The sequence below is a fragment of the Bifidobacterium sp. wkB338 genome, from assembly GCF_003688325.1.
GTDB lineage: Bacteria > Actinomycetota > Actinomycetes > Actinomycetales > Bifidobacteriaceae > Bombiscardovia > Bombiscardovia polysaccharolytica.
The window spans coordinates 92,073-109,338 of the sequence record NZ_NPOR01000041.1 but is presented as its reverse complement, the minus strand read 5'-3'; the positions used below and the strand labels follow the sequence as shown (position 1 = coordinate 109,338).

Genomic DNA, 17,266 nt, shown 5'->3' with positions numbered 1-17,266 from the left:
AGAATCCAAGAGTTGGAGTACACACTGTGATTGCCCTCATCATCGGAATCCTGGTCGCCCTAGTGGTGACGCTGGCGGGGACCCCCCTGCTGATACGACTGGTCCATCGACTGCACTACGGCCAGTACATCCGCCAGGACGGGCCCAAGTCCCACCTGGTCAAGCGTGGCACGCCGACCATGGGCGGGCTGGTCATCAACCTGGCCATCCTGCTGGGCTGGGCAGCCTCGGCGCTTTACCGCTACCTGTCACGGGGGGAATCCGTGTCCCTGTCGGCCATGCTGGTTCTGTTCGCCATGCTCTCCATGGGCTTACTGGGCTTCATTGACGACTTCGCCAAGGTGCGCAAGAAGCAGAACCTGGGCCTGTCGGTCAGGGCCAAGTTCACCGGCCAGTTTATTCTGGCCACCATATACGCGGTGCTGGCCCTGAAACTGCCCACCAAAAATGGCTACCCCAGCGCACAGGCGGGCATATCCTTCGTGGAGCAGCCCATCATCGACTTCCGAATGGCGGGCAGTGTCCTGTCCGTGGTGCTATTTATCATCTGGGTCAATCTGCTGATGACGGCCTGGAGCAATGCGGTCAACCTGACTGACGGCCTGGACGGGCTGGCGTCGGGCTCCTCCATGATCGCCTTCGTGGGTTACACGATCATCGCCTTCTGGGAGAGCTACCACTTGAAGGGCGGCGGCCATCCAGGCCATGCCTACGCTGTCTCGGACCCCCTGGACCTGGCCATCATCGCCTGCTGCGCGGCTGTGGCCTGCTTCGGCTTCCTCTGGTACAACACCAATCCGGCCTCCATCTTCATGGGAGACACGGGATCCCTGGCTCTGGGCGGGCTCTTCGCAGCCCTGTCCATCGCTACCCATACCGAACTGCTGGCGGTCATCCTGGGTGGGCTTTTTGTGGGAGAGGCCGCCTCCGATGTCATCCAGGTGGGCTACTTCAAACTCACCCACAAGCGGGTCTTCAAGATGGCGCCCATCCACCACCACTTCGAGCTGATGGGCTGGCAGGAGTCCAAGGTGGTTGTCCGGTTCTGGATGGTGGACCTGATCTTCGTACTGTTGGCCTTGGTCTGCTTCTATGCAGACTGGGTGGTCCGTTCCGGGCTGCCCATCTGAGTGCGTCCATTCACGGTACCGGACTTTCGGCAGCCGGTATCATGCCAAGCAGATGCCGGAGCTAGCGGAATGAGGTGTTCATGGATATGGACTTGAGCCAGAAGCGCGTACTGGTCGCCGGACTGGGCATTTCCGGACGGAGCGTAGCCGCAGCCCTGCGAGATCGGGCGGCCGGAGTGACCACTGTGGACCAGCGCGCCCCGCAGGCCGATCTTCGTGACTTTGACCAGGTGGACTGGAGTCGGGTGGATCTGGTCATGGCTTCGCCAGTCTTCAATCCGCGCACCCCATTTATCCTTGAGGCGCAGCGTCGGGGCATCCCCGTGGTTAGCGAGGTGGAGATGGCTTGGCTGCTACGGGTACCCTCAGCCCGGACAGGACAGCCGGCACCCTGGATCGGGATCACCGGCACCAACGGCAAGACCTCGACCACCAGGATGGTCTCCGCCATGATGCAGGCCAGCGGGTTCACGGCCCCTGCGGTGGGCAATATCGGCAAGGCCGTCTCCACAGCCGTCCTGGATCCCGACAATGACATGCTCTGCGTGGAGCTGAGCTCCTTCCAGCTGCATTTCACCTTCTCGCCGGCCCTGGAGTGCGCGGCCATCACCAATCTGGCCGACGACCACCTGGATTGGCACGGGGGCTTCGAGGCCTACGCGGCCGACAAGGCGCGCATCTACCGGGGCGTGCGCAAGGCCCTGGTCTACAACGTCGATGACTCCCGGGTCTCCAACCTGGCCAGACAGGCGCAGCCAGCCCCAGGTTGCCGACGGGTGGGCTTCACACTGGGCCGGCCTGAGTCTGGGCAACTGGGCGTGGAGGACGGCTGGGTCATGGACCGCAGCGGAATGACCGGTCAGGACCGTGATGAGGGCGTCAGGCTGGTCCGGGTGGCCGACCTTACGGATCTGTGTGAGCCTGACGGCACGGTCTACCCTCACCTGCTGGCCGACGCTCTCTGTGCCCTGGCTCTGGCACTGGGTGCTGGAGCCAAGGTCGATGCGGCGATCGAGGCCATGCGCGCTTTCACGCCCGGCGACCACAGGATCAGCACCGTGGCATCCCTGGGCCAGGGTGCGCAGGCCATCCGCTTTGTAGACGATTCCAAGGCCACTAACGCCCATGCAGCCGAGGCTTCCCTGGCCAGCTACCATGACGGCCAGGTGGTCTGGCTGGCCGGCGGACTGGCCAAGGGCGCCCGCTTCGACGATCTGGTCCGGTCCCGCAGGTCCAAGCTGGCCGCAGCCGTGGTCATCGGTCAGGACCAGCAGCCCATGGTCCAAGCCATCAAGGACCAGGCGCCCGATCTGCCGGTTACCCTGATCGATCCTGGTGCTGGAGATCAGGTCATGGCCCGGGCTGTTCGTGCGGCTGGCTCCTATGCTCAGCCCGGCCAGGTGGTTCTGCTGGCACCTGCCTGCGCCTCTATGGATCAGTTCGCCTCCTATGCTGACCGGGGCGACCAGTTTGCCCAACAGGCCAAACAGTGGGTCCACGAGCATGAAACGCGACACTGATCCGAGCAAGGCCCACTCACGAGGGTCTGGCGGCAAGGGAGACTACCGGGGCTGGCGGGCCATTCTCAACCCGCTCTGGTGCTACTACGGCTTTCTGGCCACAGTCGTCGCCACCACGGTCTTCGGCCTGATGATGGTATTCTCCTCTTCGGCTGTGGATCTGGTGGCCCAAGGCAGCTCACCCTGGAGTCAGGTCATTCGCCAGACCATATACGCAGTGTTGGGGCTCTTGCTGGCCCTTCTGGCCGTGAGGATCAGCATTGATCACTACCGGAACTGGAGCACCTGGTTTCTGATTGCCAGCCAGGGCATCCAGCTGTTGACTCGTACCCCGCTCGGGCGCTCCGCCAACGGCAACGAGGGATGGATCTCGATAGGGGGCATCTCCATGCAGCCGGCCGAGCTGCTCAAGCTGGCCCTGTGTCTGTGGCTGCCCCAGGCACTGATCGAAGCCCAGCGGCAAGTCGGCAAGGATTCCGATCTGAAGAGCCTGGCCAAGGCCTATGCCAAGCCGGCTTTCGGCTTTCTGATCAGCTTTATGTTCATCATGCTGGGCAAGGATCTGGGGACCGCCATGATCATCGTCATCATCGGCTTCGTGGCCTTCCTGGTCTCGGGCTTCCCCCTGCGATGGCTGCTCAGCCTGGCGGTTCTGGGGATGGCTGCGGTCATCGGCTTTTCGGTCTACGGCAACAGCAACCGAACCCAGCGGATCATGGCCGCCTATGGCAAGTGCTCGGCGGATGACATCCAGGGAGTCTGCTACCAGTCCATCCATGGGCTCTACGCCATGGCCTCGGGAGGATTGACCGGGGTCGGTCTGGGCAACTCCAGGGAGAAGTGGAACTACCTGCCCGAGGCGCACAATGACTTCATCTTCGCTGTCATTGGCGAGGAGCTGGGTTTTGTCGGGGCGGCTATGCTTATTCTGGTCTTCGTGGTCATGGGCTGGTGCATGCTGAGAATCGCCCTGACTACCAGGAACCGGTATGCGGGTATGGTGCTGATTTGCCTGGATGTGTGGCTGGTGGGCCAAGCCCTGATCAACATCTGTGTGGTTCTGGGCCTGCTGCCGGTCATTGGGCTACCCCTACCCTTCGTGTCGGCTGGAGGGACCGCTTTGATTTCCTGCCTGGCTTCGGCCGGGGTGGCTCTGAAGATGATTCGGACCCAACCAGACGTGATGGCGGCCACAGACGGGTCCTGAGATGCGGAATGGACATGGCGGAAAGGAAGCGGATTCGCGGATGACGACAGCGACGAGGACCGAGAAAGGGATGCCTGGGGATGCCCAGGAGCATTCCGGGAAAGGTGCTGGTCCCCATCTGGTGCTGGCCGGGGGAGGGACGGCAGGGCATGTCAACCCCCTACTCAGTGTGGCTGAGGCTATTAAGGGGCGCTGCCCGCAGGCTTTTGTCAGCGTAATTGGCACTGCTGTCGGGCTGGAGCACGACCTGGTGCCGGCCGCCGGACTTCCCCTTGACCTTATTGAGAAGGTGCCCTTCCCTCGTCGTCCTGGCAAGGCCGCACTGGACTTCCCCCGGCGTTGGCGGCGTGAGGTGCAGCGAGTCCGAGGGTATTTGCAGGATCGGTCAGCCGATCTGGTGGTCGGCTTTGGCGGTTATGCCTCGGCGCCGGCATACAGGGCCGCACGGAACCTGGGTCTGCCCATCGTCGTCCACGAGCAGAACGCCCGGGCGGGCATGGCCAACAAGCTGGGTGCCCGCTGGGCTGATTTCGTAGGTACGGCCTATGAGAATACAGGCATACGGGCCCGGTCCGGAGTACCAGTGCGCCGCGTGGGTCTGCCTTTGCGGCCGACCATCGCCCGACTGGCCAAGCAGATGGAGGTTGACCCTGCAGGAGCCCGCCGGGAGTCTGCGCATTCTCTGGGGTTGGATCCCGATAAGCCCATCTTGCTGGTGACTGGAGGATCCTTGGGAGCGCTCAGCCTGAACAAGGCGGTGGCTGGCGCAGCCCGGCAGCTGCTGGATCGAACACAGGTCATCCATCTGACGGGCCGTGGCAAGGCCGACCAGGTCAGGGAGCAGGTGACGGCTGACCTGGGCGATGCGGCTGTCAACGATCTGGACCCGGCTCACCGGGGCCAGGGGGACTACCACATGGCTGAATACCTGGAGCGGATCGATTTGGCCTTCGCCTGCGCTGATCTGGTGGTCTGCAGGGCTGGCGCAGGTTCTGTCAGCGAGCTGGCGGCCCTGGGCGTGCCTGCCGTCTACGTGCCCCTGCCCATCGGCAATGGTGAGCAGCGGTTCAATGCCCAGCCGGTCGTTGATGCCGGGGGAGGGCTCATGGTCGATGATGCGGCCTTGGATGCTAAATGGATAGCAGACCACGTTCCTGCCCTTATGGCCAACGGGGATAGGCTGGCTGACATGTGCCGCCGGGCCTGGCGGTACGGGATTCGCGATGCCGCTCAGGTGATGGCCGAGCAGATTCTGACCATGGCCGACCAACACCTTGCCCGCAAGGACTCTGGGAGGGACTAATCGGGCATAATGGAGGCAGAAGACGGGCGGCCGTCCTGAATGGTCCTGAACTGTTGGAGGAGATGCAACTACTGTGCCCAAGCATGAATTGAATACAGTGCCCGGTCGGCAGGACGGCGGTGACAGGTCCCTGCCGGTCCTGGATCCCTGCCTGCCTGCTCTTGCCCAGGCCGGAGTGTGCGACCCAAAGGATCTGGGGCCCACACACTTCATCGGCATCGGCGGGGCCGGAATGAGCGTGCTGGCCGAGATGCTCCACCAGGAGGGGGTGCAGGTCTCTGGATCCGACCGTGCTGAGGGGGACAAGACCCGACGCCTGCGTCAGCTAGGAATCCGGGTCGTCATCGGTCAACAAGCCAGCAATGTGGCCGGGGCCCGCACGGTGGTCTGGTCCAGTGCCATCAAACCTGACAATCCCGAGATTCTGGCAGCTCGTGACGCGGGCGCCCGGCTGGTCCATCGCAGCGACATTCTGGCCCTGCTCATGGCCTCTAGGATTTCGGTCACCGTGGCCGGAGCCCACGGCAAGACCACCACCAGCGCACTCTTGGCCCACCTGCTGACCAAAGGCGGCCGAGGGGATCTGGCTGATCCCAGCTACGCCATCGGGGGCAGCCTCCAGAGCAGCCAGGGGCCTATGGACGGCGGGCACGTGGGAGCCGGACGGGTTCTAGTGGCCGAAGCGGACGAGTCCGACGGCAGCTTTGGCAAGTACACTCCCGACATCGCCATCATCACCAACGTGGAGCCCGACCATCTGGACCACTACGGCACGGCTGATGCCTTCCACCAGGCCTTTGTGGAACATGCCCGGCATGCCCGACGTTTCCTGGTGGTTTGCGGGGACGACCAGGGGGCCCTGGAGGTGTTGCGGCGGCTGCAAGGGGATTGCCGCGCCAAGATCATCGTCTATGCATCAGATCCCCAGCTGAGCATTGACTCCCTGCCTGGGGTTCTGGGCTTGGTCCGCATCGGGTCCGAGTCCGAGAGCAGCGGCAGCGGCCGTGAACATTGCCGTCTGGCTCTCCCCGTGCAGATGCTTCAGGCGGCAGGGTTGGATGCCAGCAAGCCGCTCGATCTGCAGGTGGATTTGGCGATTCCCGGCATCCACAACGCCCGCAATGCAGCAGCAGCCGTCATCGCCGCCGTCCTGCTGGGGATGGATCCTGATACGGCCGCCGCTTCCGCCGCCGACTTCCGTGGTGCCTCTCGACGCTTCGAGGTCCGCGGATGCCAGCATGGGGTCACCGTAGTGGACGATTACGCCCATCATCCCACGGAGATCGCCGCCCTGCTTACCGCCGCCAGGCGACGCTATCCGGGCCGGACCATCAGGGTGCTCTTCCAGCCTCACCTGTATTCGCGCACCGCCATATTCGCCGACCGGTTCGCTGCCGCTCTGTCCCTGGCGGACGATGTGACGGTAACTGACATCTTCCCCGCCCGTGAGCTGGCCAGCGATTTTCCGGGCGTGGATGCCGGCACCATCCCTGCCGCCGCCCGCAAGGCATCGGACCACAAGCCCCAGAACTCAGGGCATAAGTCGACTGAGACCGTCTTCCGGGCCTGTTCGGACATGCGTCAGGCCGCTCTGGATCTGGCCGAACGAGCGGAGCCTGGGGATGTGATCCTGACCGTGGGCGCCGGCGATGTCACGGCCATGGGGCCGGTCATTCTCGACAAGCTGGCTGAACGGGTTGAGCAGTGAAGAACGGCAAGAGTCGCAGGGCCTCCAGTCGAGCCTCGTCCAGAACCAGGGCAGTCCGGGCCGCAAAGGCCGCACGGACTGCCCGGTCTGGGCGCACCAGGCCTTCGGAAGAGGAGCAGCGGACCGGTAGAACCGCCAGATCGGGCAAGCCGGCCGCCTCCGATGCTTCGGCACAGGCCAGCCGGTCCAAGGTGGAAAAAACAGGTGGTGAGGGCAGGCACCTTAAGCGGTCCAAGCGTTTCAAAGGTTCGAAGCGTTTCAGGGGTCGTCCGAGTCGTTCCAAGAATACAAGCGGTTCACGTACTCGTAGCGCCAGATCTGCCTCATCATCCTCCCGCGCTCTGATAAAAGGCAGTAGCGTATCAGTCTCCAAGTCTGCGGCATCCAAGTCCGCGACCTCACGCTCGACAAGTTCGGCCGGAGGATTCGTCGATGCCCGGGCCATACCGCCGGACCGACCCGTCTCAGGCAGAATAGGCACTGATCAGGAAGATCAGGGGCTGGGGATTTTTGTTCGGCCCAAGGTTCTGGATTTTCAGGCTCGGGTGCGCGAGAAGAAGAAGGTCAGCCGTAGGCTGGTCCTGATCCGGACGGGTGTCGTCGTCGTGGTCATGGCTCTGATAGCAGGACTGGCATGGTTGCTCTTTCTCTCGCCGGTCTTCCGCCTGCAGACCGACAAGATCGATGTCAGCGGCGGCAATGCTTGGGTGTCCAACGATCGAGTGGTCTCAATCGTGGCCAATCAGGGTGATCGCTCTCTGCTGCTGATTTCCACCAATGGCGTCGAGCAGGATATCAGCGGCATGGCCGGGGTGACCGATGCCAAGGTCCGTAAGAGTTTTCCGCACGGTCTGGAGGTGACCTTCGATGCCCAGGAGCCTACTGCGGTCTTCAAGGATGCGCAGCACAAACTGACGGCTGTAGACAGGCAGGGCAGGGTGCTCAATACTGTGTCCAAGCCGGTGGAGGGGGTGCCGGTCATCCAGGTTGCCACTGTCAAGCGTGCCCAGCAGGATCAGGCGGTCAGGCAGACCCTGCGGATTCTGTCAACCATGCCGGAGGCCATGCGCCATTCGGTGACCAAGGTGACTGCGAAAACTCAAGACTCCATCACCACCGAGCTGGACCAGGGCAAACATGTCATCATCTGGGGCGACGGCTCCGATCTGAAGCTCAAGCAGGCCGTGGTCGACAAGATCATCAACGATCCGTCCAAGATTGGCGATAAGCATCAGCTGGATGTCTCGGCGCCCCTTAGGCCCATTGTCAAATAGTCGTTGAAGGAGCTGCCGGCTTCATCAATCTGTCGGTGTCCAGCAGGATGGTCACCGGTCCGTCGTTGACCAGATCCACTCGCATGTGGGCGCCGAAGCGTCCGGCGGCAACCGGCACACCGGTTGCCGTCAGGGCCCGGTTCAGATCCTGCCAGACGCTTTGGGCGTGTTGGGGCTCTCCCGCAGCCATGAAGCTGGGACGGTTGCCGCGACGAAGGTCCGCGTAGAGAGTGAACTGGGAGATGGAAAGGATGGAGCCGCCACAGTCCAGGATCGACCGGTTCATCCGGCCCTCCTCGTCGGCGAAGATGCGCATCCGGGTCAGCTTGCGGACGGCATAGTCCACCTGCTCAACCCCGTCTCCATCCTGGACGGCTACCAGGAGCAAGAGCCCCGTGCCAATGCTCTGAGCTTTAAAATCGGAATCCGGCCGCCCCTGCTCATCGACCACATCGACCCGGGCACGGCTGACCCGCTGTATGACGATTCTCATGGTTCCAGTCTAAGGACTTCAGGCGTTGTTGTAGTGTCGCTGGGAAAAGCTGGATCGGTATCTGGTTGGGGTCAGGCCGGAGAACCGTTTGAAGACGCGCATGAAATATTTGGGGTCGTCATATCCGCAGGCTTCGGCTATCTGTCTGATGCCCATGGAGGTCGACAGGAGCAGCTCCTGAGCTCGTTCGATGCGGATCCGCCTGATCTGTCCGGTGATACCGATGCCGAACCGCCGCTTATAGATGGTCGACAGGTACGAGGGCGAATAGTTGAAGTTTTCTGCTACGCTGGCAACACTGATCCGGTCGCAGGCGTTGATACGGATCCAATCTTGGACCTTCTGGAGGGTGCTGTCCTCGTCGTCAGCTTCTTGACGGTCCTTGGGCGCGGGCCTTCCCATGGAGATTTCCATGAGCAGGCAGGTCATGAAATAGCTGCAGTAGGGGCTGGGATCCGGGTAGGTGCGCTGGTAGATGTCCAGCAGCTGGTTGAACATGACGGTCAGCCGATTGTTGTCTGCCAAACGAAAATCCAGGGGCAGCACCACGCGTGCCGCGCCCTGGTCATTTCCATCCCTCTGTTCGTCAGGCAGGCCTTGAACCCTTTGCCAGTCAGGCAAGGTGAAGTGGGCCCAGTAGAAGGTCAGAGGTTCCTGTCCCAGACGTCGACTGCCCTCATGAGGGGTGCCGGGCGGGATCAGCAGCAGGCCGCCTGCCTTCAGATCATGATGCCGTCCGGCTACGGTCAGCGGGAGGAGGCCCTCTTCAACCAGAATCAGCTCAAAGCTGTCGACGATGCGGCGCTCGTGGATCCATCCGGGGGTGCCGATGAAGCGCCCTGCGGATTTGAAGACCGCCGCATCGTTGGGGAAACTGGTAATGATTGCCTGATCCGTGCTGACCGTCCTCCCTGTAGCTGAAACCTTGGCCTTAGGACGCGGTCAGTGGCTGGCCACTTCGACGTAGGCATGATATGGCTGGTTTTCGTCAATGGTCCAGAGGGGGACGAATTCCAGGCCGCTGTCCCGGTGACGGAAGACCAGCTTCTCGCCCTGGCGCTCGAAGGCGGACCCAGGATCCTTCCGGTCGATGTCAAGGCTCTGCATATCGGTGCTGGGGCTCAAGGCGGCAAGCACGTAGGGCCCCCAGGCCACGGCGGCCAGGGAAGGCCGGTCCGGGGTGTCGATCAGCCGGATGGTCGGGTCGAATGTCAGCGTAATGGTGGTTGCTGACCAGGAATTCAGACCGCAGGCGCTCGCATCAAGGACCGCCACAGCCGGGTCGGTGCCCATGAGAGCCTGGGACACCGGGGTTCCGTCGATGTCGATGTGGACCCTGCCGCGGGTCCAGGCGGGAATGCGAAGGGCCAGGCGCGGTCTGTCCAGGGCCTCTATGGTGATGGTCACCTTCTCGGGGTGGCGGTCGTCCACGCCCACGCTCAGGGCCATCTTCTGATCGATGTCGTTCAGGTTGCAGGGCAGATACTGCTCAATCCACAGGGTCGTCTCGTCCGTGTAGAAGGCTCCGTCGGCGTAGTAGAAGTGCGATTCCAGGCCGGTGCCGTGGCAGCAGCTGTTCTCCTCATCAAACTCCTTGCGGCCGCCCGGCTGGGTGGGGAAGAAGTAGAGACTGCCGCCCTGGGGCACATGGTCGGTGCTGGCGGCGATGTGGTTGAGTGTGGTCAGCTCGGTGTAGTCTGCATACTCCTGATCCGGATCGAAGGAGAACAGGAGCGCCGACAGCTTGAGCAGGTTATAGGAGGCGCAGGACTCGGCGGTGTTGTCCTTGAGCAGGGCACCGATCACGTCGGGCTGCTGGAACATCTCACCCTGCCCGGTGCCGCCCATGGCGTAGATATGATGGCCCATGACCGACTTGAGGAAGAATTCCGCCTGCTGCAGGTAGTAGGGCAGACCGGTCTGGCGGAAGAGTTCCACCGAACCGATGACCTGGGGGATGTGCTGGTTGCCATGCAGCCCGCCCAGGGCATCCACCTTCTGGCGCATGGGGACCATGAGACGGTCGTTGTCGAAGAGGCGGGCGGCATCCAGATGCTCCTTACGGCCGGTGATGGCATACAGATGGGCCAGGGACTCGTTCATGCCACCGAACTCGCCGGCGATGTACATGCTCCACATGTTCTGGAGCTGCTCGTGGGGGAGCCGGTGGACGCGGTCATAGACCCAGTCGCCTAAGTCCGAGGCCACGTGCAGAGCCGTTTCATTGCCCGCGAAATGGTAGGCATCGATCAGCCCGGCCAGAATCTTGTGCAAGGTGTAGTAAGGCGCCCAGATGGTGGGGTAGGGCGCGTATTGCTCCAGCTTGTCGAACTGGCTCTCGTCGTAGGCCGACAGGAAGCCCGGCTTGGTGTTCCCGCTCTTTGCAAAGGCGGCCTGGACCTCAGCCAGCCCGTCGACCAGATAGGTCAGCTTTGTCCGAATGTCCTCGTCGCCGGTGGCGGCATACCCCAGGGCATATGCGGACAGGACATGCCCGGTGGTGTGGCCGCGCAGGTTGGAGTCCGGAGCGTCCCAGCCGATCATGGGCTTGGCGCCCTTGGTGTCCAGGTGGGCGGCCCGGCGGAACTCCACCAGGAGCTGATCGTCGTCCAGGGTCTTCAGGAAGGCTATCCGTCGGCGCTGGTTGCCTGCCAGCATGCCATCACCGGTCAGCCGCACCCGGGAGATGGGCACGCGGCGAACCTTGGGGCTGGAATCCACTGGCTGTTCGGGATCTTCGTCAATCACCTGAACCTTGCATTGCACACGGATGTCGCTGCCGTCGATGGATCCCTGGAAGTCGTGCTCGCCGGTCTGCTCGTCCCGTTGCTCAACGCCTTCGTCCCAGTTGACCCGCTGGGAGACTTTCTGGCCGTCCTTGGTCAGCACGGCCGTGAACATGGGCAGATAGTAGGTGGCGCCCTTGCGCGCCTTGATCTCGATGGGATAGACCTTGCGCACTTCGATCTTGTTGGGCATCTGCAGCACGGTCACATCGAAGTTGCGCTGCGCCTTGGCACCGCCCTTGGTGACGGTCGCGGTCAGGGTCACGTTCCGGTCGCCCCGACCGTATTCAGGCTGATTGACCTTGCCTGTGGGACTGACCCATCGATCGTCGCTGCTGGCCCATTCGATTGTGGTTCCCTCTGCCCCCTCGGTCGGCAGCTTCAGGTCGAAGTCCACGGTGCCCGTGTTGCCGATGTAGATCTGACGGGCCGCCTCGTCAACACAGTCCTGATCAGTGTGCATGGATGATGTCATGATGAATTACCTACTTCCTCCGCTGACAGGCGGATTCTGGCCGGTCATGGTTTCCGTCGGGTCGTCTCCGATCCGTCGGCGCCGCTCTGCCCCGACGCCTTCGTGCGCCTTACCTCATCAGTCTATGGACGGAAGCCCGATCAGGAAGGTGGGGGAAATCGTCGAATGGGTGGACAATCTTGTGTCTTTGGCTTAGAGTTGTTCTGGCTGGCTTCTATTTCTTCCTAATCCTTGCAATGGCAAGCTTTCTGAGCAAGGAACTACCTGACTGGGAAGCCTTGTCGAGTAGTGGCCACATAGCATTACCGAGAAATATCCACCTTTTTCCGTTCTCTTTGCACCTACGTTCGACGGGCTGAGGATTTACCGTCAAAGTGGAACAGCCTGTGGTTCCACGCAGAGCAAAAGGGTGTCCGTACAACGAGGGTAGGCACCAGTGAGAAGCGAGGAGAAACGTATGGCAACACCAACGAAAAATGGCGGCGAGCAACCGGATATTGTGGTCGATGAATCCGGCCTCAAGGTTGACCGACGACAGGAGGAGGAGCTGAACCAGCTGAGGGCGGACCGCTCCTTCTTCGGCTATCCCAAGGGCATCGGCGCTCTGGCAGGCGGCAATTTCTTCAATTCGATCTGTTGGGCCTCTTATGGGGCCGTGATGATCTACTACCTCTATAAGCCGTGGACCCAGGGTCTGGGATTCAGCCAGGGGGAGGCGGCGCAGCTTATAGCCATCGTGGGGGCTATCAATTCGATGTTCGGCATCGTGGGCAGCTGGCTGGCGGATCGGGTGTTCGGGGCGCGCAAGGCCTTGGTCATCGGCAACATTGTCAAGGGGCTGTCCTGCGGGCTGCTGGCCATACCGGCCTTCTCCATCAGCCAAGGTCGAGCCATGGCCATTACGGGCATGATCCTTATGAACCTGCCCATCATGGGGGCTTCGAACGCCTCGCTGACCGGCATGCTCTTCCACCGCAAGGACAACCGTCGTGACGGCGCTTTCGCCATTCACGCCATTGCCAACAACATCGCCGGATTCATCACCCCAATCATCTCTGCTCAGCTCGGGCTGCTCAACTATCATTACGGATTTGCCATCGGAGCAGTGGCCGCGCTTATTTACGCCGCCATCATCGGCGTGCCGGGTAATCGTTTCTTCGGTTCGCTGGGCTCAAAGCCCTCACGCCCGCTCAACAGCCAGGAGCGTAAACGCTACGGATGGGGTGCCTTGGGCGTGCTGTTGGTGATTGGTCTGTTCATCGCCGTCCTTCTTGTCACCAACAAGATCAGCGTCAACGCGCTGGCCAGTACGGTCAGCTCCTGCACCTTTGTGGTGGCCATTGCCTTCTTCTTGGTCATCTGGCGTTCCAAGAGGATCGCTGGTGTGGAGCGTCGCCGGCTCAAGGCCTTCGTGCCCATCGTGATCATGCAGATTGTTGCAGGGGTGGATTACGCCATTCAGGGCACCACCCTGCTCATGTTCCTGGACCAGCGGATCAACAGAAAGTTCGGCAGTATTGAAATCGCGCCGGGATCCTTCAACACTCTCGTGGGCATCATCGCCATGCTGGCCGGCATCTTCTTCAGCTGGTTCTGGCTGACCGACAAGGGCAAGCGGTGGAAGTCCACCAACCGCCTCTGGTTCGGATTCGGTTTCTTCGGCATCTCTAATTTACTGCTGATCGTTCCCACTGTGGTGCTCAATCCTCATACGGCCAGGTATTCCGTGCTCTGGCTGCTGCTCTACTATGTGGTCTCCAACTTCGGCGGCTTCCCCTACGGTGTTGCGGCCAACTCGACCGTGGCGGCTATCGCGCCCAAGTCCTATGAGACTCAGATGCAGACCGCTTTCACCCTGTCGGCTGCTATCGGTACAGCCATCATGCTGCTGGTTTATGGCAAACTGACCACCCTGGACCAGCAGCTGCCGTTGATGCTGATCATCGGCATCATTGAAATTGTCGTGGCTGTGGCGGTCATGCTCTTCCGCGGCAAGATAGATACTACGGTCATGTCGGATTGAGCAACTGGTTCCCTGCCGGAGGATCGATCTTCTGCGGGGGAACCGTGATACAGGACTGTCGTGTATGAATGACTTGCGCGTCTGGTGCTCGGGTCAGGGCTGGATGCTCTGATTCGGGTGTCAGACGTGCAAGTTTGTGTTTGGGGTTGATGATTCCGGGTATCGCCGATTTCTGCGTCGGCACCCGCTGCCTGGTGTTTGCTTAGAGGTAGCCATCAATTGACCACTGTGGTCATAATCCAGTCGGTCTGAATGTTATCTCCCAAGGTGAATGTGTGTTCGCCGGTCCGTTTGAAACCCATGGCTTGATGGAAACCTCGCGCGGGCTCATTGTGTTCCCATACGCATACGTCCAGCCACATTCTGCTCAGGATCCTGAGACTTGACCGGGGCGGTGGTCAGTACAATACGCGAGGACATGGTTCCCTTTCCAGCCCGTTTTGTGGCTGTTCAGGAATCTGAACCAGATTCTGGGTATCGGACGATGGACTGAGCAGGGGAGAGGTCGACGGTTCATTGTGAGAAAGAATCAAGGTTGATTCAGGGTCGCTTCAGGGGTTTACCGGATGTGGTCTTCAGCGCCGATCGGCTATTTATGCAATAGAGGGACGTGGCAGGTGAATAAACATGACTTGGGCCTTGCGTGATCTGAAAACCAATAGTGGCATCTGGACTGGCGTCTTTATCGTTCTTGTGGTTACCCAAACCCTGCTTTGTGTCATGAGCGTGAGCATGGGGGTCAACAGCTATTACCAGGGTTTGTCGGTCAAGACTAGGGATTCTGTTAAAAGCTTGGCTCCGGCCCTGAGCTTGGTCTTCCTCACAGTCATTGTGCTCGGATGCCTGGTGATCAAGCAGACCCTGCAGGCATCAATTCGGCAACGTCGAAAGGGGTTGGCCCTTCTCTCGCTGCTGGGAGCTACGCCTAAGCAGATCCGGGCGGTTATGAGTGCTGTCGGAAGTGGACCGCTTTTCGCTATTCTCTTGCTGTTGATAGCCTTGGCTCGCGCTGGTGGCAGGTATAGGCTGGGTCACTGAACTCTGGACTGCTCTGGTGCCGTCATCATCTGCCGTTTGGCGGATAGCGCGTTCATAGGCTGTGGTCAGGAGTCGAGACACCACATTCGGCTCAACAGTCATAGCTCTGACTGCCTGCATGTTTCTGGTCGGCGGTCTGTCGACTGCCGGAGGCACCAGTACCGTCGCTATGAACAAAGCACCGGGAATAGAGAATGCCGCATCGGGCGGAACCTTGGAGTTGCTCTGTGGTTTCTGGGCAGCACTGCTTGTCGTCCTGGTCGGCGTGATCGCGGGTTTGCCATTGCCGCTCGGAATCGTGACCTCGATCCGGTGCTCCTGTCAATCGCTGGTGCAAACCCGCAGCAGCTGACCGCCATATCCGTATTAGACGGCACCTTCGTGATGACTGCAGGTATTATCATCGCAGCGGGTTGTACCGGACTGGTCGGACTGGGCACAGCTATGGTCTCTTGGCCACTCGTCCACAGTCTGTCCACGGCCTTTCAGTGGCAGCTCTTCCTTATATGCGGGCTGTCGATCATCGTCGTCGGCTCGTTGGCGACCATGCTGACGGCACGACCCGCATTGGGGCGCTCGCCCATAGCCATTCTGCAAGATGCCATGGGCGAATGATCCGTAGTAAGCTTTAATTGATGGGTCTGCGATGTGCAATTGAGCGGTCTCGCCAGCATTGACATATTTATCAAAGGGCAGTTCCTTGTCGTATTGACCAGCACTGGTCAATACGACAAATACATGCTGAATGCCCAAAGACGGGTATCTTCTTTATGGCAAGTCAATCTCTAGGCGGGTCCAGCGCACGATCATCCATGAAATGGATAGGATTGTGAACAAATCAGCAGTTTGATTGCAGTGATTCGAGTCAGTCAGAACCAGCTTCGATTGCCGAGATTTTCGATTGCATCATAGTGTTTGGTCATGGCTGCCAGTGGTCATCAAAGTGAGAATCATTCGATTCTTATCGGGCTTATACACCAGGAGCCAGTCTGCGTCGACATGTAGCTCCTCAAATTTTGATCAGCGGCCTTTCAGCCGGTGGTTTCGATGTTTGCGCTTAAGAAGGGCTGAATTCTGGTCAGCCAAGTCGTCGAGCATCTGATCGAGCTTGCTTAAATCGAAATGCTTCTTCTTGATTTTTTGGCATCGCGCAAAACTTTTGTGCATATGCGAACTCATACATGATGGATGGTGTCTTTCATATTCTCTACATCACCCGAGTGAGTGACCGGTGAAGCCTCAGCTTCCTCTATTTCTCTGTCTAAGTTGGAAAGTCGAGAGCGGAATGGAAGTCCTCCTTCACGCAGTGGCTGAGAGAGAAACATGTTAATTGCCGTGCCGAGATCTAGGCCCAATTCTTCGAAAAGCTGTGAGGTTCGACGCTTCATATCCTCGCTGGTGCGAATTTAAATTCTCGCTGTCTGTTTCATTGCTCTCTCGCTTCCGTTGATTTATTAGACATCATTAGATCCAAATTTATATCACTACAACTCCAAATGGAGTTGTAGCGGAGTCATTTTAACTTTGCAAGCAAAGAAACGAGATTGATTAGAGATTCATGAATAAGGTTGTTGACAATGCGACGCAATAAGTAATCCGGGAAAGCGGATTCCTGAACCGTAAAACGGTATGAAAAGGGCCAGCCAAGTTGCCCGGGCTGACCCTTATCTTGTGGAGCTGCGGGGAATTGAACCCCGGTCCGGTGACCGCACCCTCAGTCTTCTACGTGCGTAGTCTGCTGGCCTTTGTGGCTATCTGTCTGCCCCCACCTGTGTCGCAGACAACCGGTGGCGGGCATAGCCGCAGAAAAAGTCCCCGAACCGCCCTGTGGCGCGGCAGTCCAGGCAAGTCTTCTTAATGACGCTCAGCATCCCCCCGAAGGCGAAGGGGAGTGAACGGAGCAGCTGCTCACTGGTTAATCCTGGCGCGAAGCTCAGGCAGCGAGAGCGAACTCAGTGCGGTTAGATTTAGCACTTGTTGTTTGCGGGAGGACATTAACGAGCGGACCCCCGCGTTCTCGGCACGCTTCCCTGCGACGAACAGGTCACCGTCGAAACCGATCAGCCCCAATCTTGAATTATCAAGCTCTGCTGGTGCCATTGCGGACCAGCTTCGTCAGTATACAACAGATGGACGCTGTGGATATTCCCGCTTCTCCCTGGGCATTGTCTTGGATCCTAATCAAGTCGCAGAGTCCTGTCGACGCGTGGCAGCTCATCGGCATCCGGTAAATTCCCAATTCCGTAGATATAAGTTTGGTCCCGTCCTGTCGGCATTGACGGCTCGACCTGGCGGGACCACAATCATGC

General features: G+C 60.1%; 15 protein-coding genes, 1 other RNA gene and 1 pseudogene. 10 read left to right on the top strand and 7 right to left on the bottom strand.

What is annotated here, in order from left to right; translation table 11 throughout:
- Nucleotides 1-26 precede the first annotated feature (26 nt).
- The 6 genes from mraY (at nt 27) to CI603_RS08130 (ending at nt 8,142) form a co-directional block, all read left to right on the top strand.
- Nucleotides 27-1,130, top strand: a complete 1,104-nt coding sequence (gene mraY, locus CI603_RS08155) for a phospho-N-acetylmuramoyl-pentapeptide-transferase (protein ID WP_110425045.1) — start codon at nt 27-29, stop codon at nt 1,128-1,130.
- An 80-nt stretch (nt 1,131-1,210) separates the two neighbouring features.
- A complete protein-coding gene (gene murD / locus CI603_RS08150; protein WP_121913724.1) occupies nt 1,211-2,650 on the top strand; it encodes a UDP-N-acetylmuramoyl-L-alanine--D-glutamate ligase in 1,440 nt (479 codons plus the stop codon).
- Nucleotides 2,634-3,857: a putative peptidoglycan glycosyltransferase FtsW gene (locus CI603_RS08145; protein ID WP_121913723.1), complete on the top strand. Its 1,224-nt coding sequence runs from the start codon at nt 2,634-2,636 to the stop codon at nt 3,855-3,857. Before murD ends, CI603_RS08145 begins: the two co-directional genes overlap by 17 nt.
- A gap of 70 nt (nt 3,858-3,927) precedes the next feature.
- Nucleotides 3,928-5,160: a glycosyltransferase gene (locus tag CI603_RS08140; protein ID WP_183122295.1), complete on the top strand. Its 1,233-nt coding sequence runs from the start codon at nt 3,928-3,930 to the stop codon at nt 5,158-5,160.
- A 97-nt stretch (nt 5,161-5,257) separates the two neighbouring features.
- Complete coding sequence (gene murC / locus CI603_RS08135) at nt 5,258-6,868, top strand: UDP-N-acetylmuramate--L-alanine ligase (RefSeq protein WP_395947982.1); 1,611 nt, start codon at nt 5,258-5,260, stop codon at nt 6,866-6,868.
- Entirely contained in the window at nt 6,865-8,142 is a 1,278-nt protein-coding gene (locus CI603_RS08130) for a cell division protein FtsQ/DivIB (protein ID WP_259465520.1), read from the top strand. Before murC ends, CI603_RS08130 begins: the two co-directional genes overlap by 4 nt.
- On the opposite strand, the gene dtd is transcribed toward CI603_RS08130, so the two are convergent.
- From dtd to CI603_RS08110, 4 genes and pseudogenes are all read right to left on the bottom strand, one after another.
- Nucleotides 8,135-8,635 carry a D-aminoacyl-tRNA deacylase gene (gene dtd / locus CI603_RS08125; protein WP_121913720.1) on the bottom strand — a complete coding sequence of 167 codons (501 nt, stop codon included), beginning with the start codon at nt 8,633-8,635 and terminating at the stop codon, nt 8,135-8,137. The two genes, CI603_RS08130 and dtd, sit on opposite strands and share 8 nt — an antisense overlap.
- A gap of 18 nt (nt 8,636-8,653) precedes the next feature.
- On the bottom strand, nt 8,654-9,160 hold the full coding sequence (locus CI603_RS08120; RefSeq protein ID WP_147438301.1) for a helix-turn-helix domain-containing protein: 507 nt from the start codon (nt 9,158-9,160) through the stop codon (nt 8,654-8,656).
- Nucleotides 9,161-9,166: 6 nt separating this feature from the next.
- A pseudogene (locus CI603_RS09305) lies at nt 9,167-9,415 on the bottom strand (AraC family ligand binding domain-containing protein); the annotation flags it as partial.
- Nucleotides 9,416-9,577: 162 nt separating this feature from the next.
- Nucleotides 9,578-11,896, bottom strand: coding sequence for a beta-L-arabinofuranosidase domain-containing protein (locus CI603_RS08110; RefSeq protein WP_220702270.1), 2,319 nt, complete (start codon nt 11,894-11,896; stop codon nt 9,578-9,580).
- 457 nt (nt 11,897-12,353) lie between these two features.
- On the opposite strand from CI603_RS08110, the gene CI603_RS08105 reads away from it, so the two are divergent.
- From CI603_RS08105 to CI603_RS08090, 4 genes are all read left to right on the top strand, one after another.
- A complete protein-coding gene (locus CI603_RS08105) occupies nt 12,354-13,919 on the top strand; it encodes an oligopeptide:H+ symporter (RefSeq protein WP_121913717.1) in 1,566 nt (521 codons plus the stop codon).
- Between the two features lie 627 nt (nt 13,920-14,546).
- A complete protein-coding gene (locus tag CI603_RS08095) occupies nt 14,547-14,957 on the top strand; it encodes an FtsX-like permease family protein (protein ID WP_121913715.1) in 411 nt (136 codons plus the stop codon).
- A gap of 169 nt (nt 14,958-15,126) precedes the next feature.
- Nucleotides 15,127-15,309, top strand: coding sequence for a hypothetical protein (locus CI603_RS08970; RefSeq protein ID WP_147438299.1), 183 nt, complete (start codon nt 15,127-15,129; stop codon nt 15,307-15,309).
- 32 nt (nt 15,310-15,341) lie between these two features.
- Complete coding sequence (locus CI603_RS08090; RefSeq protein WP_147438298.1) at nt 15,342-15,572, top strand: hypothetical protein; 231 nt, start codon at nt 15,342-15,344, stop codon at nt 15,570-15,572.
- A 291-nt stretch (nt 15,573-15,863) separates the two neighbouring features.
- On the opposite strand, the gene CI603_RS09300 is transcribed toward CI603_RS08090, so the two are convergent.
- The 3 genes from CI603_RS09300 to ssrA form a co-directional block, all read right to left on the bottom strand.
- The gene (locus CI603_RS09300) at nt 15,864-15,935 is read right to left on the bottom strand and encodes a hypothetical protein (RefSeq protein ID WP_395947981.1); all 72 of its coding nucleotides are present in this window, start codon (nt 15,933-15,935) and stop codon (nt 15,864-15,866) included.
- Between the two features lie 197 nt (nt 15,936-16,132).
- Nucleotides 16,133-16,363 carry a type II toxin-antitoxin system RelB/DinJ family antitoxin gene (locus CI603_RS09295; RefSeq protein WP_395947980.1) on the bottom strand — a complete coding sequence of 77 codons (231 nt, stop codon included), beginning with the start codon at nt 16,361-16,363 and terminating at the stop codon, nt 16,133-16,135.
- 263 nt (nt 16,364-16,626) lie between these two features.
- Nucleotides 16,627-17,025, bottom strand: a transfer-messenger RNA (tmRNA) gene (ssrA, locus tag CI603_RS08075).
- Nucleotides 17,026-17,266: the final 241 nt, after the last annotated feature.

What these genes read in the sequence shown, in the direction of transcription:
- murD (WP_121913724.1), top strand. Translation starts at nt 1,211, where the DNA reads ATGGATATGGACTTGAGCCAGAAGCGCGTACTGGTCGCCGGACTGGGC.
- CI603_RS08145 (WP_121913723.1), top strand. Translation starts at nt 2,634, where the DNA reads ATGAAACGCGACACTGATCCGAGCAAGGCCCACTCACGAGGGTCTGGC.
- CI603_RS08140 (WP_183122295.1), top strand. Translation starts at nt 3,928, where the DNA reads ATGCCTGGGGATGCCCAGGAGCATTCCGGGAAAGGTGCTGGTCCCCAT.
- dtd (WP_121913720.1), bottom strand. Translation starts at nt 8,635, where the DNA reads ATGAGAATCGTCATACAGCGGGTCAGCCGTGCCCGGGTCGATGTGGTC.
- CI603_RS08110 (WP_220702270.1), bottom strand. Translation starts at nt 11,896, where the DNA reads ATGACATCATCCATGCACACTGATCAGGACTGTGTTGACGAGGCGGCC.
- CI603_RS08105 (WP_121913717.1), top strand. Translation starts at nt 12,354, where the DNA reads ATGGCAACACCAACGAAAAATGGCGGCGAGCAACCGGATATTGTGGTC.
- CI603_RS08095 (WP_121913715.1), top strand. Translation starts at nt 14,547, where the DNA reads ATGACTTGGGCCTTGCGTGATCTGAAAACCAATAGTGGCATCTGGACT.
- CI603_RS08970 (WP_147438299.1), top strand. Translation starts at nt 15,127, where the DNA reads ATGAACAAAGCACCGGGAATAGAGAATGCCGCATCGGGCGGAACCTTG.
- CI603_RS08090 (WP_147438298.1), top strand. Translation starts at nt 15,342, where the DNA reads ATGACTGCAGGTATTATCATCGCAGCGGGTTGTACCGGACTGGTCGGA.